The sequence below is a fragment of the Stutzerimonas urumqiensis genome (genome assembly GCF_003640395.1).
Taxonomy (GTDB): Bacteria; Pseudomonadota; Gammaproteobacteria; order Pseudomonadales; family Pseudomonadaceae; genus Stutzerimonas; species Stutzerimonas urumqiensis.
This window is the reverse complement of sequence record NZ_RBZQ01000002.1, coordinates 66,146-81,873: the sequence shown is the minus strand read 5'-3', so window position 1 is coordinate 81,873 and position 15,728 is coordinate 66,146. Positions and strand designations below refer to the sequence as shown.

The window sequence follows — 15,728 nt, the reverse complement described above, 5'->3', positions numbered from 1 at the left end:
CGCATTGGGCGACTCCTCTCGAGCTCAAGGGGCCTGTCCAGTGCGACCTTGGATTGACCCCGCACGACAATCGAAAAAAGCAAAAGTTGCGGCAAATTGCCGCTTTTCATATGCTCGCCGCCTCGCTTCCTCTCTCGCACGGCCGCCTTGTCGAGTAACCCGACGATGGCAAGGAAGCTTCCCTGAAGCGCAAGGAGGCCGCTGATGTCGGACCTGGAAATTCAAACCAATGGGCCGCTGGATTTCAGCGAATTCACCAGCGGTGATGTAGAGCCCTATACCTCCCGAGTCGACTCGCTGGGACAGCCTACGCGAGCCTCCTGGGTGCTCGATGACGCCGGTATGCAGCGCTGGTTAGGCAGCCTCAACTCACCGAGCGATTCATCCGATGTCATCGTCTTCACAATCCCCACCGGCTATGCGGTGCAGGGCTATTCGCTTGCGCTCGCCAACGTGGCAATCAATGGCGCCAGGTTCAACCTGAGCGCGATGAGCAACTCGTTCTATCGCGATAGTGAATTGCAGAGCTTCTCGAGCGGAGAGACGTTGGAGGCCGGAAGCTACACGATCACGATGGCGAACGGCCCCGTCGTCCTCGACTACACCCTGACCCTCAACCTGGTCTCCCTCGAGGCCGATCAGGTGCCCAGCCTGACCGGCAGCGGGACCCTCGCCACCTACCTGGAAGATCAAGCGGCGGTCGGGTTGTTTCCCGCCTTGCAGGCCTCGACCGGCAACAGCAGCCAGATGTTCACCGGCCTGCGGCTGCAGATCGACGGCGTGCAGGATGGCGAGGAAGTGTTGCGCCTCGATGGCATCGACATCGCGCTGGTCGCCGGTGCCGGTGGCAATCTGCCCAGCGGCGGCAGCTACAGCCTGGTTTCGGCCAGTGGCGGCCTGAGCCTGGAGCTGTCGGGGCTCGCCCTCGCGCCTGCGCAACTCGAATCCCTGCTGGCAGGCATCACCTACCGCAATGACAGCCAGGCGCCTGTCGAAGGCGCGCGCAGCATCACGCTCGAATGGCTGCAAGACAGCGGCCAGACCCAGAACGAGACGGCGCCGAACATTACGGCGAGCATCACCGTGCAGGGCGTCAATGACGCGCCCACGGCAGGCGGCGCCACGCTGGCACCGGTCAGTGAAGACAGCGACGCCCGGATCATCACCTCGGCGGAGCTGCTCGGCACGACCCTGGACGCGGAGTCCGATCCCATCACGGTCACCGACCTGCAGCTGGTCAGCGGCACCGGCACGCTGACCCCGCTCGACGCGGGCGAGTGGTCCTATACGCCGGGGGCCAACGTCTACGGTGAGGTGAGGTTCGCTTATACCCTCAGCGACGGGCAGGATGAGGCAAGTGGCGCGGCGATCCTGCCCATCACGCCGGTAAACGATCCCGCAGTGCTCGTCACCAGCACCCAGGCCGCCGCCTATGTCGAGAACGCGGCGGCGCAGGCCATCGATGATCAGATCACGGTGACGGACATCGACAGCTTGACGCTGACGACGGCTCGCGTGGCCATCGTGGCGAATTACCAGGCCGGCAGCGACATGCTGGGCTTCGTGAACGACGGGCAGATGGGCAACATCGTGGCGGCGTTCGATAGCGTCAGCGGCACCCTGACCCTGACGTCCGTCGGTGGCACCGCGACGCTTGCCCACTGGCAGGCCGCGTTGCGCTCGGTCAGCTTCACCAGCACCAGCGATGCGCCGGGAACCAGCCGGACCATCAGTTTCATCATCAACGATGGGGTGGCCGATTCCCTGGCCGCGACCCGGACGCTGGCCATCGAGTCGATCAACGACGCACCGCAGCTGACATCGCCCCTTTCGATCAGCCTGCTGGAAGACGTCGGTGTGCCCCTTACCGGCATCACGGTCGCCGACGCGGATGCGCCGGGCAGCGTGCTCACACTGACGCTGACCGTTGGCAGCGGCCGTCTGGCCGCGACCTCGGTCGGCGGAGTGACCGCCGCGGGGACCGACGAGACGCTCACGCTTACCGGGACGGCGGCGGATATCAACGCCGTCATCGCTGGTGGGCAGGTGCTGTTCACGGCGGCGGCGAACGATGTGCGGGACGTCACCTTGCAGATGGCCGTCTCCGATGGAGTGGACGGCGACAGTTCCTCCGTCACGCTCCGCGTCGGTGCGGTCAACGACGCACCGCAGCTGTCCGGCGTCGACGGGGTGGCGAGCTACGCCGAAGGGGCGTCGCCCGTCTATCTGGCACCCCTGGCGAGCCTGGCGGATGTCGATTTGGATGCCGCGCTGGGCGGCGTCGATGCCTTGACCGGTGCGCAGCTGGTTCTGACGCGCGACGGCGGCGCGTCGAGCGATGACCTGTTCAGCCTGTTGCCGTCGGCGAGCGCCCTGTTCACGGTGGCCGATGACGTCCTGCTGGCCGGCGGCCTGGCGTTCGGTCAGATCAGCCTGGGCAGCGGGCGGCTGCAGATCGATTTCAATTCGTCGGCGACCCAGGCGACCCGCGCCCTGGTCGAGGCGGTGCTCCAGCATGTGGCCTACCAGAACCAGGCGTTCGCACCCGAAGCGTCGGTCGCGCTGCGCTGGACGTTCAGCGACGGTGGCGCCAGCGGTCAGGGCGGCGCGAAGACCGTGACCGACGTGATGACGGTGAACCTGTCCGATGTCGACCGCGTGCCGGTGCTGCTGGTCGATCCGGCGCCGGTCGCCTTCACCGAAGGCGGATCGGTTGCGGTAGGTGCCGCTCTGGTCGACCTGGTCGACGACAGCAGCCTGCTGGGCGCACGGGTGTCCATCGACCAGTACCGCGACGGCGACGTCCTTGCGTTCTCGACCGGTACGACCGGCATCGTCGTGCAAGACCTGGGCGAGGGTCGCTACGCGCTTGCCGGTGGGTCGCCAGCCGAGCTGCTGGAAGTCCTGCGTTCGGCAACGTTCGGTTCGAGCAGCGATGACCCGACGGCCGATGATGCCAACGCTCGCCGGGTCGATTTCACGATCGACGATGGCGTTCACACCAGTGCGGTGGCTTCGGTGTCGGTCGCGGTGACCGCCGTGAACGATGCACCTGTGCTGGCGGTCGCTCAGGGTGGGTCGCTGTCGGCGGGGCGGAGCCTGATGCTCTCCTCGGCCATGCTGCGGGCAAGTGATGTGGATGACGCGGTTGAGGGGATCGAATACGCCGTGACGCAGCTGTCGGCCTCCGGGCGGTTGCAGCTTGCCGGGGTTGATCTGGTCGTCGGCGACGTGATCACCCAGGCGGATATCGATGCCGGGCGCGTGTCCTTCGTGGCGGATGGCGTAGGTCGGCAGACCTTTGCGTTCACCCTTCGCGACGGCGGCGAAGACGGTGCCCTTGCAACGTCTAACATTGCGTTGACCTTAACCGTGAGTGCGCCACCGTCACCGCCGGCAGCGCCGGCGCCGAGCACCGACAGCGTCGATGGGGTGGACGTCCAGACCGGCACCATCACCGAGGCCGACGGAACGGTAACGACCGTCGTCACCGTCCCGGTCGTCACGGACGACCGGGTCGACGATACCGGCGAGGCGACCGTCGCCAACATACCGCTGGTGACGGGTGGCGATGGAACCAGCCTACTGACGGCCTCGATCCCGAGCGGCATCGGTTTGCAGGCATCGGGCCCCGCCGCGCCGTTGCTCACCTCGGGCGCGCTGGAAGGCTTGATTCGAACCATCCAGGGGCTCGGTACTCCCGGTGGCAACGACCAGCAGGGCATGATCGACGGCGCCACTGGCTTCGTGCAGGGGCTCTCGGGAGCCGCGTCGCTTCTGTTGCAGACGCTGACCCTCCAGGGTGGGGCTGACCGCCCGAGCGGCACGCTGACCCTCAATGGCGCACCGGGAGCCACTGACACACCCACGACAGCGCTGGTGATCGATGCAGGCGGGCTTCCGGCAGGCGTTGATATCGTGCTGGACAATGTCCCGTTCGCTGCGGTGATCGGTGGTGCTACCGTCGTCGCGGGGCAGGGCGGCCAGACGCTCGTGGCCGACGGTGCCAGTCAGACCATCGTTGCCGGCGCGGGCGATCAGGTCTTCGCCGGCGGAGGTAGCGACCTGCTGCAGTTCGATGGTCTTGGGTCGGGCAATGCCTTGCTGCACGGCGGATCAGGTGCCGATGGCGCAACGTTCGGCGGGAGTATCGCCGACTATGTCATCACTCAGGGTGCAGCCTCGGTGACGATCAGGCCGATCGATGCCAGCGGGGATGCAGTCACGCTCGTCAACATCGAGATGCTCACCTTTGCCGACGGTCAGCAGGCCGTACAAACGGATGCCTCCGCCGGTTGGCTGGCCGGTGTGTACCAGCAGGCCTTCGGGCGGGAGGCGGATCTGGGCGGTCTGGAGTTCTGGTCGGGTGTCCTGAGTTCTGGGGGCGCTCGCTCGGAGGTTCTCAGGGCGATGCTGACATCGCCGGAGATCGGCGCGGTCCTGGACGTCTCCACGTCAGATGCACGGTCACAGACGCTGGATGTGCTCTATCAGAGCTTGTTCGGACGAACCGCCGACGAAACCGGCAAGGCCTTCTGGCAGGCCGTGCTCGATCAGGGCGGCTCGTTGAGCGACGTGATCGAAGCGTTCGCCACGTCGGTCGAGATGCAGCAGCATGTGCTCGCCGCTGATCAGTGGGCCTTCATCGTCTGACAGCGGCAAGAGCTTCTGGCCTTGCCCGGTTTGGCTGGGTGCGGTTCGTCTGACGAGCCGGGCGCTGTCTGCAGCATCGTTGGGATGCTGCAGATGGAGTCAAGCGGCTGGGCCTTGAGACCGCCGTCTTTCTCACTCTGCGCCGAGTGCACAGAGTGTCTTGCTCAACCTCGTGCCCGCAGGAATGCCCTCGGTCGACGCCCGTTACGCGTCGGGCGTCGTGGTCGATCCGAGCGCCGTTCTTTGCCCGGTTTCGAGCTTGGCGGCGTCCTCGTGGTGCTCTGGTAGCGGATTGCGCAGGCGTGCATGGATGGCTTGCTCGAGCTGACGAAGCACTTCGTCCAGCGCGCGGTCGAATCCCAACGTCTGGCTGGGGGTCGGCGTGAGGTTACGGGTCATCTCTGCCGAATCGCCTTCGCTGATCATCATGCCGTTGGCGATGCGATACAGCTCTCCATCGTGGATCAGCTGGAGAGGGTCGCGGCGCTGGATGACCGCGCCATCGTCCAGCAGCGTTTCGATGTAGCGACGCAGCGCGAGGTGACGGCGCCGTTCGGGGTATTCCGATGACATGGCATTCCTTGCCGGGCGGGGAGGTCGGGCAGGGCGCCATATTACTGAGCGCAAAGTGATATCACTATCACATCATTGTTGTGATGGCGGGCTCATCGGCTTGGGTGCTTGTGATGCGAGCGGCGAGGCTGGGGCCTGCTACGCTTGGGGCGCACCTTATCGATGGAGACGCTGACATGGCAGTTCTTACGCTTCACCAACCTACCGATATGACCCTTGTCTACGCCTGGGACGGCGATGTTCCGGTTTCGACGCCAACGCACATTCGCGTAACCGATGGCTACCGGACCCAGGACTATTTCGGGTCCTTTCAATACGATGCCTACGGCCTTGCCGGTGGCTACGTAACCTCTGCCGCCAGCTACGAGGGTGGGCGGCTGATGATGGAGGCCAGCGGGTTCAACCTGAATGCGCTTCGGCTCGAGCAATACGTCACGACCGATGGCCAGGCGGCGCTGGGCTACATGCTCAGCGGCAGCGATGAGCTGTACGGCTCGGCAGGCAATGATGTGTTGGCCGGCTATGGCGGGGGCGATCGGCTCTATGGTCGTGAAGGCTGGGACACGCTGGTATCGGGAACGGCGAGCGATTACCTCGACGGCGGTAGCGGCCTGGACGTCGCTCGATACGAGGGTTTTTCGTCTGCCTATACGGTCTCGGGTGGTGCAGGGTTCAAGGTGAGCAACGCGGCAGGCGCAGTGGATACGCTGGTATCGGTCGAGCGGCTGGTTTTTGGCGACGGATCGGTGTTGGCGATCGATGTCGGTAAGGGCGAGAACACCGGATCGGCCTACCGGCTCTATCAGGCGGCATTCGATCGGGTGCCCGATGATGAGGGGCTTGCGTTCTGGATTGCGGAGCTCGACGCAGGTCAGTCGCTCTTACAGATCGCCGAGGGCTTTGTCCGCAGCCCTGAATTCCAGGCGCTATATCCAAGCCAGAATAATGAGGAAATCCTCAATGGCTATTACCTCAACGTGCTCGATCGGGCAGCGGATCAGGAGGGCTTCGATTACTGGGATCGGCAGATGGATAACGGCATGAGCGCCGCTGAAGTGCTGATGTGGTTTTCGGAAAGCCCCGAAAATATCGGTAATACCTCGGGTGCGCTCGCCCAGGGTATCTGGCTGGTTTGAGGGGCTGATGCCTTCGCTGGGTTGCGTTGCTCGTCACCCAACCCAGCCAACCTCTTCTCAGGCGACCAGTGTGTTCCCCAGCCAGATGCCGTCTTCGATGGCGCCGATGACGTTCAGGCGGTTCTCGGGACTTTCCGAGAAATACGCCAGCACGGCGGCGTCGCTCAGACCCGCCTGCATTTGTGTCATCCAGTAGTCGAAGCCTTCCTGATCGGGCGTACGGTCGAGCACGTTCAGGTAATAATGAGTGAGTACCTCGGCATCGGTTGGTGCGGCGCCATAGAGCTGGCGGTATTCGGGACTCGTCGTGAAGGCCGCCGAAACGTCCATGAGGCTGGTGCCGCGATCCATCACGCTGACCCAGAACCGCAGCCCTTCGGTATCCGGCGTCCTGTCGAAGGCCGCCTGGTACAGGCGATAGGCGCTCCCAGCAGTCTCGCCCGGTCCTATGTCGAGCGCGAGGGTGCCATCGGTGAAGGTGAGTCGTTCCACCCCGTTGAGCGAGTCGACATCCAGGCTATCCAGCCGGTTGGTGACCTGGTAACCCTCGAGCGAGCGCTCGACAAGAAAGCGTCCGGATTGCTCGTCGTAGAGCAGAGTGTCCAGACCTGCGCCGGCAATGACGTCATCCACGCCGGCCGTGGCGAACAGGGTGTCGGGTGCGGCGGTGCCGTAGACGACGTTGACCGCCGGAGCGGCATCGGGGAGAAGGCTATCGTTCTCGCCCATCGCCAGCACGATCTGTTCGTAGAGCAGATCGACGTCGGCCCAATAGCTGGTGGTCGCACTGCCGCTCGAGCGGACGCCGATCACATAGGGATCGCCCAGTTCATCCAGGATGAACAAGGGGCCGCCCGAGCTGCCGGGCGCCATGATGTCGCTGCCGGTGGACGCGTCGGCGCGGTAGACCGAATACAGGCTGTTGCGGTCGACCCAGGCCGTGCCCAGCATCATGCCGGTACCATCCGATGGGTAGCCGATCTGGTAGGCCTGTTGCCAGTCGTTGTAGCCGCTGGCGACACCGAACCAGCCAACCTGATCGCCAACCGCCTGGCTCAGCCCGATGAGTGCGATGTCGTATTGGCTCTCTGCTGTCGTCAGGGTCTCGTTGCTGCCGGTTTGGAAGGTCTGCTCGGGCCACGCTTGTACCGTCCAGCGAAAGGCGCCCAGCTCGACCACCGGTGAGCTCTCGAATCGGTAGGTGCGCTGGTTGAAATCGACACCGGGATAGATCTCAAGGCTCGTCGCCCAGCCGCCATGATCGGGGGAATAGATGACGTGGGTGGCGGTCAGGACGTCGTTTCGCCCCACCAATGCCCCCGTTCCCGAGAGCTGGCTGCCGTCGGGAAAGGTCGCGATGAGAAAGGTTACGGCGCGATAGGGGTATTCGGTGCGGGTGTTGATCTCACTGATCATGTCTCGGTCATCCGTTGAGTGCGGCTTGGGTTGGGGCAGTTTAAAGGGGGCGTTCGCTCCGCAGGCTATCGTCGGGACGAGCGGTCGGCCCCTCAGTGGGCGTCTCGGTGCCGCTCCTGCGCGGCCTGGTAGACCTGGTACGTCTCGCGGGCGCACTGCCGCCACGAAAAGTGGCGAGCATGTTCTGCGCCCTGCCTGCCGAGGGTTCGCCGATAAGGCTCATCGTCCAGTAGCCGATACAGCGCATGGGCGAGGGCGTCACGGTTGCCTCGCTCGACGAGCAGGGCGTTGCCATCGGTGAACTCGGCCATCGAGGTGCTCTCGGTGGTGATGGTCGCGATGCCGCAACGCATGGCCTCCAGTACCGGCAAGCCGAAGCCTTCGTAATGGGATGGGTAGACGAATGCCGCAGCGCCGGCGTAGAGGGTCGGCAGGTCGTCGAAGGGTACGTAGTGCAGGTGTCGAAGCGGGCTCGTTTCCTGGAGGCGCTTCAGGCGGCCGAGCAGGTCTCTGTTCTTCCAGCCGGGGGCTCCGGCCAGAACCAGCGGGAATTCCTGTTGCATCGCCGCCGGCAGTGCGCACCAGGCATCGAGCAGAAGGTCGATCCCCTTGCGCGGTTCGAGACTCGCGACGAACAGGACATACCGCCCATGAGCCAGCCCGTGCCGGGCAAGGCAGCTGGCCGTTTCTTCCCGGTTCATCGGTGTGAAGCAATCCGCCGCACCGAGATGAATGCTGCGAACCTTGTCGGCCGGCACCCGCAGCTCTGCGATGAGCTCCTGGCGAACGATCTCGGAGGGCGTGATGAGCATGTCGGCACGCCTGAGTGTCTTCGGTAGCTCCGAGCCGATCCAGGCGACTCGTTCGGCCGGGTGATGCTCAGGGTAGTGGATGAAGGACAGGTCGTGGATGGTCGCGACGCTAGGTCCCTGGTGTGCTTTCAGGATGAAGTTGGGCTCGTGGTAGACGTGCTCGCGCCGTCGAGTGATTTCCTTGCTGAGTTGCAGGTCGTGCAGCATGGACCGTGCGCGGTAGGCGAGCGGAAGACGCCTGATGAGTGTGCGCAGTCGATAGCCTATCGAGGCGGAGGCATGCTCTGCCCTGCCTGTACCCGATGCTCGATCGATCGCCTGCTCGACTGTTTCGAAGGAACTACCGGAGAAACATTCGATGCTATCGAGCAACTCCAGCTCGCGAAGGCCACGGAGGACGTTCAGCGTGTAGTTGCCCACGCCTGTGATCGGAGGGGTGAGTGATTCGGTATTGAGCAGAAGGTTCATCGGCATCGACAGAAAGGGAGAAGAGGACGGGGCGGTTGCCTCCGGCGGGTCACAGTCTGACGCGTCGACCCAAGGTTGACGACCCCGATCGACGTACCCTGTGGACCATTGCGCTCGGTGCAACGGCGCGGCCAATTGCAACTGTTCCTTTGCGCTTCGATAATGCGCGGTCTTGCCATTGAGGGCAGTCCTGGAGTTGCTATGTTTTCGCCCGTGATTCTGGCTGGAGGGAGCGGATCTCGCCTCTGGCCGCTTTCCCGTCCGCAATACCCCAAGCAATTCCTGGCGCTTGATCGCCAGGGACGCGGAACCATGTTCCAGCGCGCACTCGGACGCCTGGACGGGCTCGAGCATACGCCACCATTGGTTGTCGCCAATGAGCAGCATCGCTTCATCGCGGCGGAGCAAATGCGCGAGATCGGCCAGCTCGATGCGCGCATTATCTTGGAACCCGTGGGCCGCAACACGGCTCCGGCAATCGTCCTGGCGGCTCTGGAAGCTTGTAGCGAAGGCGACGATCCGGTTCTGTTGGTGCTGGCCGCGGATCACTACATTCATGACGAGCCGGCATTCCGCAAGGTGGTTGAGTCAGGCGAAGCCCTTGCGCGCGCGGGCCGCCTGGTGACCTTCGGCATCACACCGACGCACCCCGAAACGGGTTTCGGCTACATCGAATGCGGCCCCGCCCTTGCCGAGGATGCCTATGCCATCGCCGGCTTCAAGGAAAAGCCGACGGCCGACGCCGCCGAAGCCTACCTGGCCAGCGGCCGCTATCTCTGGAACAGCGGGATGTTCATGTTCCAGGCCTCGGTATTGCTCCGGGAAATGGGCATTCATCGTCCGGACATCCTGACGTCGGTCCGGGCAGCCTTCGAGGCCTCCAGCCGGGACCGTTATTTCGTGCATGTGGCGGCTGAGCCGTTCGCGCGTTGCGACGGCGAATCCATCGACTATGCGGTGATGGAGCGGACCGACAATGCCGCGGTGATTCCGCTCGATGCCGGATGGAACGATCTTGGAAGCTGGACCTCGCTGTGGGACATCGCTGACCGTGACGAGGCGGGCAATGCACTGGATGGCGATGTCATGGCCATCGATACGCGAGGCAGCCTTGTCCAGTCCCACCATCGGCTCGTGACGACGGTCGGTGTTTCCGACCTGCTGATCGTCGAGACGAAGGACGCCGTGCTGGTCGCCGATAAGTCGGCGGGTCAACAGGTCAAGGCCATCGTTGGCCGCCTTCAATCCGAGGGGCGCCAGGAAGCGATCGGCCATCCCAAGGTCAGCCGCCCGTGGGGACACTACGAGACGATGGGCCATGGCGATCGGTATCAGGTCAAGCGCATCACGGTGCTGCCTGGTGAAAGCCTCTCGCTCCAGTTGCATTACCACCGCGCGGAGCACTGGATCGTGGTGTCTGGCACGGCACGGGTCGTCTGCGGCGATAAGGAGACGATCCTGGCGGAGAACCAGTCGACTTATATCCCGCTGGGTGTGAAGCACTCGCTATCGAATCCGGGCAAGGTGCCGCTCGAGCTGGTCGAGGTCCAGTCCGGTGCGTATCTCGGTGAGGACGACATCGTCCGCTTCGAGGACCGCTACGGGCGGCTCAAGTGAAGGGGCTTGCGCTTTGCTGGCCGGCCGCGTGCGTGGCAGTGGTCCGGTACGGTGAAGCAGTCGAGTGGGGGCGAGGCTAGGTATCCGTGTGAAAAAAAAAGTACTGGTGACCGGCGGCACCGGGTTCGTTGGCGCGGCGGTGCTGGCGCGATTGCTGCTGCGAGACGACATGCAGGTGCTGGCCTGGACGCGCCGGACCGGGGCGTCCCTGCCAGCGGGCGTAATCGCCGTGCCCGGCTCCTCCAGCCGTGTTTTCGCAGCGGGTGCGCCGGTCGCGGATCTGCATACGGTCGTGCATTGCGCGGGACGTGTGCATGTGATGCGCGAAACCGCCAGTTCGCCGCTGGAGGCGTTTCGCGAGGCTAACGTCGATCTGACCATCCGATTGGCGCGCCTGGCTGTCGGCTACGGCGCGCGACGTTTCGTATTCTTGAGCACGGTGAAGGTGCATGGCGAGTCGAGCCGGCCAGGCCACCCTTGGTCGGCCGACGATCGTGTTGCGCCCGCCGACCCCTATGCGTGCTCAAAGTACGAGGCGGAGCAGGCGCTCATCGAGCTGTCAGAGCAGACGGGGCTGGAGGTGGTGATCATTCGGCTGCCCCTTGTCTACGGGCCAGGCGTCAAGGCCAACTTCCAGACGCTGATGCGCTGGGTTTCGCGTGGGGTCCCTGTGCCGGTCGGCTTGGTGAAGAATCGTCGGACGATGGTGGCGTTGGACAATCTGGTCGATCTGATCGAGCTGTGCATCGTCCATCCTGAGGCGAGAAACCAGGTGTTCATGGCCGGTGATGGCGAATCCCTTGCGACACCCGAGCTGCTTCGGCGCACAGCCTCGGCGATGGGTTGTAGGGCTTGGCTGCCCCCTGTGCCTCCGGCAATTCTCGAGGCCGCTGCCAGGGCGTCTGGGCAGCTCGGGATTTTTCGGCGGCTTTGTGGGTCTCTCGAGGTCGATATCGACAAGACACGCCAGGTGCTTGGCTGGGTGCCGCCCGTTTCAGTGGATCAGGCCCTTCGTCGGACGGTGGAGGATTTTTTGCGAAACCAGCGTAAATGAGCGTTGCCTTGCTGCTTGTCGGGCTATTTATCGGCTCCTTTTTGCTCGTGGCAGGTTTGCGGCATTACGCGCTGCGGCGGCAACTGGTGGACATCCCGAACGCGCGCAGCTCGCACGTGATTCCGACCCCGCGCGGCGGTGGGCTGGCGTTCGTCCTGTGTTCGCTGGTCGCGCTCCTGCTGCTCTGCGCGTGGGGAGGCCTGACCCAGGCAATGGCCATGTCCTTGCTAGGCGCGGCAGGCTCCGTCGCGTTGGTCGGATTCGTGGACGATCATCGGCATGTGCCGGCGCGCTGGCGATTGCTGGGGCACGCCGCGGCAGCCTGTTGGGCTTTGTATTGGCTCGGCGGCTTGCCTGCGATGGTGGTTGCCGGCCACCCCATCGAGCTGGGCTGGTTGGGGCAGATACTGGCGGTTCTGTATCTGGTCTGGTTGATCAACCTCTATAACTTCATGGATGGCATCAATGGACTTGCCGCTATTGAGGGTGTGTTCGTAACGTTATCTGCCGTGGTGTGCTACGTGCTTGCTGGCGTTGCGGAGATGGCTGAAGTCTTGATCGCCCCGGAAGTCATTCTGGCGACGACCGTGGCGGCGTTTCTATGCTGGAATTTCCCGCAGGCGCGGATTTTCATGGGCGATGTCGGCAGCGGCTTTCTGGGCGTCTTCCTAGGCATCCTGTCGCTGCGTGCCGCATCGTTGGAGCCTACGCTCTGGTGGAGCTGGCTGATCCTGCTTGGCGTGTTCATCGTCGATGCAACCTTTACCTTGCTGCATCGGTTATGGCGAGGCGAGGCGATTCATCAGGCGCATCGCAGCCATGCGTACCAGGCCGCAGCCAGGCGGTTCGGTTCGCATGTTCCCGTGACGCTGAGCGTTCTCGCGATCAATGTGGGTTGGTTGCTCCCGTGGGCCTTGCTGGTGGCGACGCGACAAGTGACGGAGGTCGTCGGATTGATCGCGTCGTATCTGCCATTGATAACGTTCGCTTGGCTCCTTGGTGCTGGGCGGCCGGAACGGGCCACATCTTGACCGGCAATGCGATGCCTGTGCGCATCCATGCGGTATACGAGGAAATTGCATGATTTTGCGTGATCGCCTTCTGGGCTTACCACGCCGTTACAAGAGACTGCTTCAGGTCGCGGCCGATATCGTGCTCGTCTGGATGGCGTTGTGGTTGGCATTCGTTGTACGCCTGGGTGAGCTTGAAGGTATCGAACCCTTGTCGGGACATGCCTGGTTGTTTGGATTGGCCCCTGTACTCGCCATTCCGCTGTTCATCCGGATCGGCATGTACCGTGCCGTCATGCGCTACCTGGGCAACGACGCGCTCATCACCATCGTCAAGGCCGTGACACTTTCATCATTGCTGCTGGCGCTGGCGATGTATTGGTACCGCGACCCGCCGGCCATCGTGCCCCGCTCGCTGGTGTTCAACTATTGGTGGTTGAGTCTGGTATTGCTCGGCGGCTTGCGGTTGGTTCTGCGCCAATACGTGCTGGGGGATTGGTACAACGTCGGCATGGCCATTCCGTTCATGCGTGACGATGGACTGCCACGTGTCGCCATCTATGGTGCAGGTGCGGCGGGCAATCAATTGGCGGCGGCGTTGCGCATGGGGCGCGCCATGCGTCCCGTGGCGTTCATCGACGACGACGACAGCATCGCCAATCGTGTTATTGCCGGTCTCAAGGTGTACAAGCCACGCCATATCGACCGGATGATCGATGAAACCGGCGCCACTGAGATCCTGCTCGCCATTCCGTCGGCCAGTCGGGCCAGGCGGCGGGAGATTTTGGCGGCGCTGGAGCACTACCCCCTCCACATCCGCTCCGTGCCGGGCTTCATGGATCTCGCCCGTGGCCGCGTCAGGGTCGAGGATATTCAGGAAGTGGACGTCGCCGATCTGCTCGGTCGCGATATTGTCGAGCCACGGGCTGATCTGCTGGAGCGCTGTATTCGCGGGCAGGTGGTGATGGTGACGGGGGCTGGAGGCTCGATAGGTTCCGAGTTGAGCCGGCAGGTATTCGACCTGGCCCCGTCGACGCTGATCTTGCTGGATCACAACGAATATGGGCTCTACAGCATCCACCGGGAGTTGGAGCAGCGCCTTGAGGGTACGCTCGGCCGAACCGAACTCGTTCCATTGCTGGGTTCCATTCGCCATCCGGAGCGCCTGCTTGAAATCATGCTGACCTGGCGGGTCGATACCGTTTATCACGCCGCTGCTTACAAGCACGTGCCGATGGTGGAGCACAATATCGAAGAGGGCGTGCTGAACAATGTCATCGGAACGGTCAATGCCGCACAGGCGGCGATTCAGGCAGGTGTGAGCAGCTTCGTCCTGATCTCGACCGACAAGGCCGTCCGGCCAACCAACGTGATGGGCAGTACCAAGCGGCTCGCCGAAATGGCGCTGCAGGCGCTCAGTGCAGAGCCGGCGCCCGTTCTCTTCGCCGCGGATGAATCGCTGCACGTGGTCAGCCGTACGCGTTTCACGATGGTTCGCTTCGGCAATGTCCTTGGATCGTCAGGTTCGGTCATCCCGTTGTTCCGTGAGCAGATCCGTTCGGGAGGGCCGGTGACGGTCACCCATCCGAACATCACGCGCTACTTCATGACCATCCCTGAAGCGGCCCAGCTGGTCCTGCAGGCAGGTGCGCTCGGCAAGGGTGGCGAGGTCTTCGTGCTGGACATGGGGCAGCCGGTGCTGATTGCCGAGCTGGCCGAAAAGATGATTCATCTGTCGGGTTTTTCAGTTCGCAGCGAAACGAACCCGCGCGGCGAGATCGCGATCGAGTACACCGGGTTGCGCCCAGGCGAGAAGCTCTACGAAGAGCTGCTGATCGGCGATAACGTAACGCCGACCGAGCATCCGATGATTCTGTGCGCCAACGAGGGGTACCTCGCCTGGGAGCGTTTGCGCGTCGTGCTCGATCAATTGGTTCGCGCCGTACGCGGCGGTGAATTCGATAGGGTGCGCCTGATCTTGCAGTCCACCGTGGACGGTTACCGACCGGAGCAGGAGTGCTTCGATTGGACCTACCGGCGACGCAATGTGTCATTGGCCGGCAGGTCCGCTCCGGAGATACCGCAAGCCTAGCGTGGCAGGTAGTCCGGTTTCAGCACCCCATCCAGCTTGGAATAGGGAATGCTGAGTTCCGGATGGCCCATCGAATAGGGCCCAAGGCTGTAGACGTCGTACTTGAGCAGCACGCTGTCCTTCAGGAAAGCGATGTGATCGGTGCGCTGGAAGGGCCAGTTATCGGCGAAGTCGGCGTCCTCTTCGGGCACGTTGCCCTCCAGCCAGGCCTGATGCGCCTCTTCGGCAAGCCCCCAGAACGCGGCCTCCTGGCCAGGGAGCAAGGCGTCTTCGAGCGTTACGGCGCGGTTGCGCTCTAGGTCGTAATTGATGAAGCCGCGTCCGGGCATGCCGTGCGCGCCGCCCTGGTACAGGTAGCTCGACAGCTCGATGACCACCAGATCGCCATGCTGATCCCGCGGCTTGGCTTGCAGGTAGGTGCTCCAGCCGGGCTCGGCATTGCTCAGGAAGCGCTGGCGATACGCGTCGAGCGAGACGGGAACCGCGTCATCGGGGCCATGCTGGGTCATCCGCCTGAGGCGCTCATCGATCAGTGCGTTGAGCGCCGGCTCGGTCGCAAAGACGAAGGTGTCGACATTCACCAGCGGGCATCGGTCGCCCTGGCAGCCCTCGGGCCGTTGCTCGTCGAGGATGCGCTGAGCGGAGAGCGGTGTCGTCTGCTGCTGAAGTACAGGGCTTTGGCAGGCGACCAGCAGCGTGGTCAGGCCGAGGATGGCCAGTGATCTGTAGGACGGAATGGGAACCTCCTGAGGCGCGGCGGCGGGGCACGGGTTCGATTGTGCCCGAAGCGGTAAGTTCGACCCATGCGGCTTGTCGCCAATGGCTGCGCTCGTTGAACGGGCACGCTAGGATGGCGCTCGAACGCTTTGTAGGCCACCGCCTCCAGGCCGGCCTCCA

General features: G+C 63.6%; 10 protein-coding genes. 6 read left to right on the top strand and 4 right to left on the bottom strand.

What is annotated here, in order from left to right:
• Positions 1-324: 324 nt before the first annotated feature.
• Positions 325-4,653 (top strand): tandem-95 repeat protein, encoded by a 4,329-nt coding sequence (locus tag D7325_RS03845; protein WP_162988000.1) that lies wholly within the window; start codon positions 325-327, stop codon positions 4,651-4,653.
• A 204-nt stretch (positions 4,654-4,857) separates the two neighbouring features.
• On the opposite strand, the gene D7325_RS03840 is transcribed toward D7325_RS03845, so the two are convergent.
• Positions 4,858-5,226, bottom strand: coding sequence for a hypothetical protein (locus D7325_RS03840; RefSeq protein WP_120994217.1), 369 nt, complete (start codon positions 5,224-5,226; stop codon positions 4,858-4,860).
• Positions 5,227-5,339: 113 nt separating this feature from the next.
• On the opposite strand from D7325_RS03840, the gene D7325_RS03835 reads away from it, so the two are divergent.
• The gene (locus D7325_RS03835) at positions 5,340-6,362 is read left to right on the top strand and encodes a DUF4214 domain-containing protein (protein ID WP_162987999.1); all 1,023 of its coding nucleotides are present in this window, start codon (positions 5,340-5,342) and stop codon (positions 6,360-6,362) included.
• A gap of 57 nt (positions 6,363-6,419) precedes the next feature.
• On the opposite strand, the gene D7325_RS03830 is transcribed toward D7325_RS03835, so the two are convergent.
• Both D7325_RS03830 and D7325_RS03825 read right to left on the bottom strand, forming a co-directional pair.
• Entirely contained in the window at positions 6,420-7,778 is a 1,359-nt protein-coding gene (locus D7325_RS03830) for a DUF4214 domain-containing protein (RefSeq protein ID WP_120994215.1), read from the bottom strand.
• 92 nt (positions 7,779-7,870) lie between these two features.
• Complete coding sequence (locus D7325_RS03825; RefSeq protein WP_162987998.1) at positions 7,871-9,058, bottom strand: glycosyltransferase family 4 protein; 1,188 nt, start codon at positions 9,056-9,058, stop codon at positions 7,871-7,873.
• A gap of 201 nt (positions 9,059-9,259) precedes the next feature.
• On the opposite strand from D7325_RS03825, the gene D7325_RS03820 reads away from it, so the two are divergent.
• From D7325_RS03820 to D7325_RS03805, 4 genes are all read left to right on the top strand, one after another.
• Entirely contained in the window at positions 9,260-10,675 is a 1,416-nt protein-coding gene (locus tag D7325_RS03820) for a mannose-1-phosphate guanylyltransferase/mannose-6-phosphate isomerase (protein ID WP_120994213.1), read from the top strand.
• A gap of 88 nt (positions 10,676-10,763) precedes the next feature.
• Positions 10,764-11,729 carry an NAD-dependent epimerase/dehydratase family protein gene (locus tag D7325_RS03815; protein WP_120994626.1) on the top strand — a complete coding sequence of 322 codons (966 nt, stop codon included), beginning with the start codon at positions 10,764-10,766 and terminating at the stop codon, positions 11,727-11,729.
• Positions 11,726-12,760 carry an MraY family glycosyltransferase gene (locus D7325_RS03810; protein WP_120994212.1) on the top strand — a complete coding sequence of 345 codons (1,035 nt, stop codon included), beginning with the start codon at positions 11,726-11,728 and terminating at the stop codon, positions 12,758-12,760. The genes D7325_RS03815 and D7325_RS03810 overlap by 4 nt, the downstream gene beginning before the upstream one ends.
• Before the next feature lie 49 nt (positions 12,761-12,809).
• Positions 12,810-14,831 (top strand): polysaccharide biosynthesis protein, encoded by a 2,022-nt coding sequence (locus tag D7325_RS03805; RefSeq protein WP_177431775.1) that lies wholly within the window; start codon positions 12,810-12,812, stop codon positions 14,829-14,831.
• Here D7325_RS03805 and D7325_RS03800 read toward each other — a convergent pair.
• On the bottom strand, positions 14,828-15,568 hold the full coding sequence (locus D7325_RS03800; RefSeq protein WP_120994211.1) for an RsiV family protein: 741 nt from the start codon (positions 15,566-15,568) through the stop codon (positions 14,828-14,830). The genes D7325_RS03805 and D7325_RS03800 overlap by 4 nt on opposite strands.
• Positions 15,569-15,728: the final 160 nt, after the last annotated feature.

Excerpts from the sequence above, each read along its gene's own strand:
- D7325_RS03805 (WP_177431775.1), top strand. The coding sequence starts at position 12,810 with ATGATTTTGCGTGATCGCCTTCTGGGCTTACCACGCCGTTACAAGAGA.
- D7325_RS03820 (WP_120994213.1), top strand. The coding sequence starts at position 9,260 with ATGTTTTCGCCCGTGATTCTGGCTGGAGGGAGCGGATCTCGCCTCTGG.
- D7325_RS03810 (WP_120994212.1), top strand. The coding sequence starts at position 11,726 with ATGAGCGTTGCCTTGCTGCTTGTCGGGCTATTTATCGGCTCCTTTTTG.
- D7325_RS03830 (WP_120994215.1), bottom strand. The coding sequence starts at position 7,778 with ATGATCAGTGAGATCAACACCCGCACCGAATACCCCTATCGCGCCGTA.
- D7325_RS03825 (WP_162987998.1), bottom strand. The coding sequence starts at position 9,058 with ATGAACCTTCTGCTCAATACCGAATCACTCACCCCTCCGATCACAGGC.
- D7325_RS03840 (WP_120994217.1), bottom strand. The coding sequence starts at position 5,226 with ATGTCATCGGAATACCCCGAACGGCGCCGTCACCTCGCGCTGCGTCGC.
- D7325_RS03835 (WP_162987999.1), top strand. The coding sequence starts at position 5,340 with ATGCGAGCGGCGAGGCTGGGGCCTGCTACGCTTGGGGCGCACCTTATC.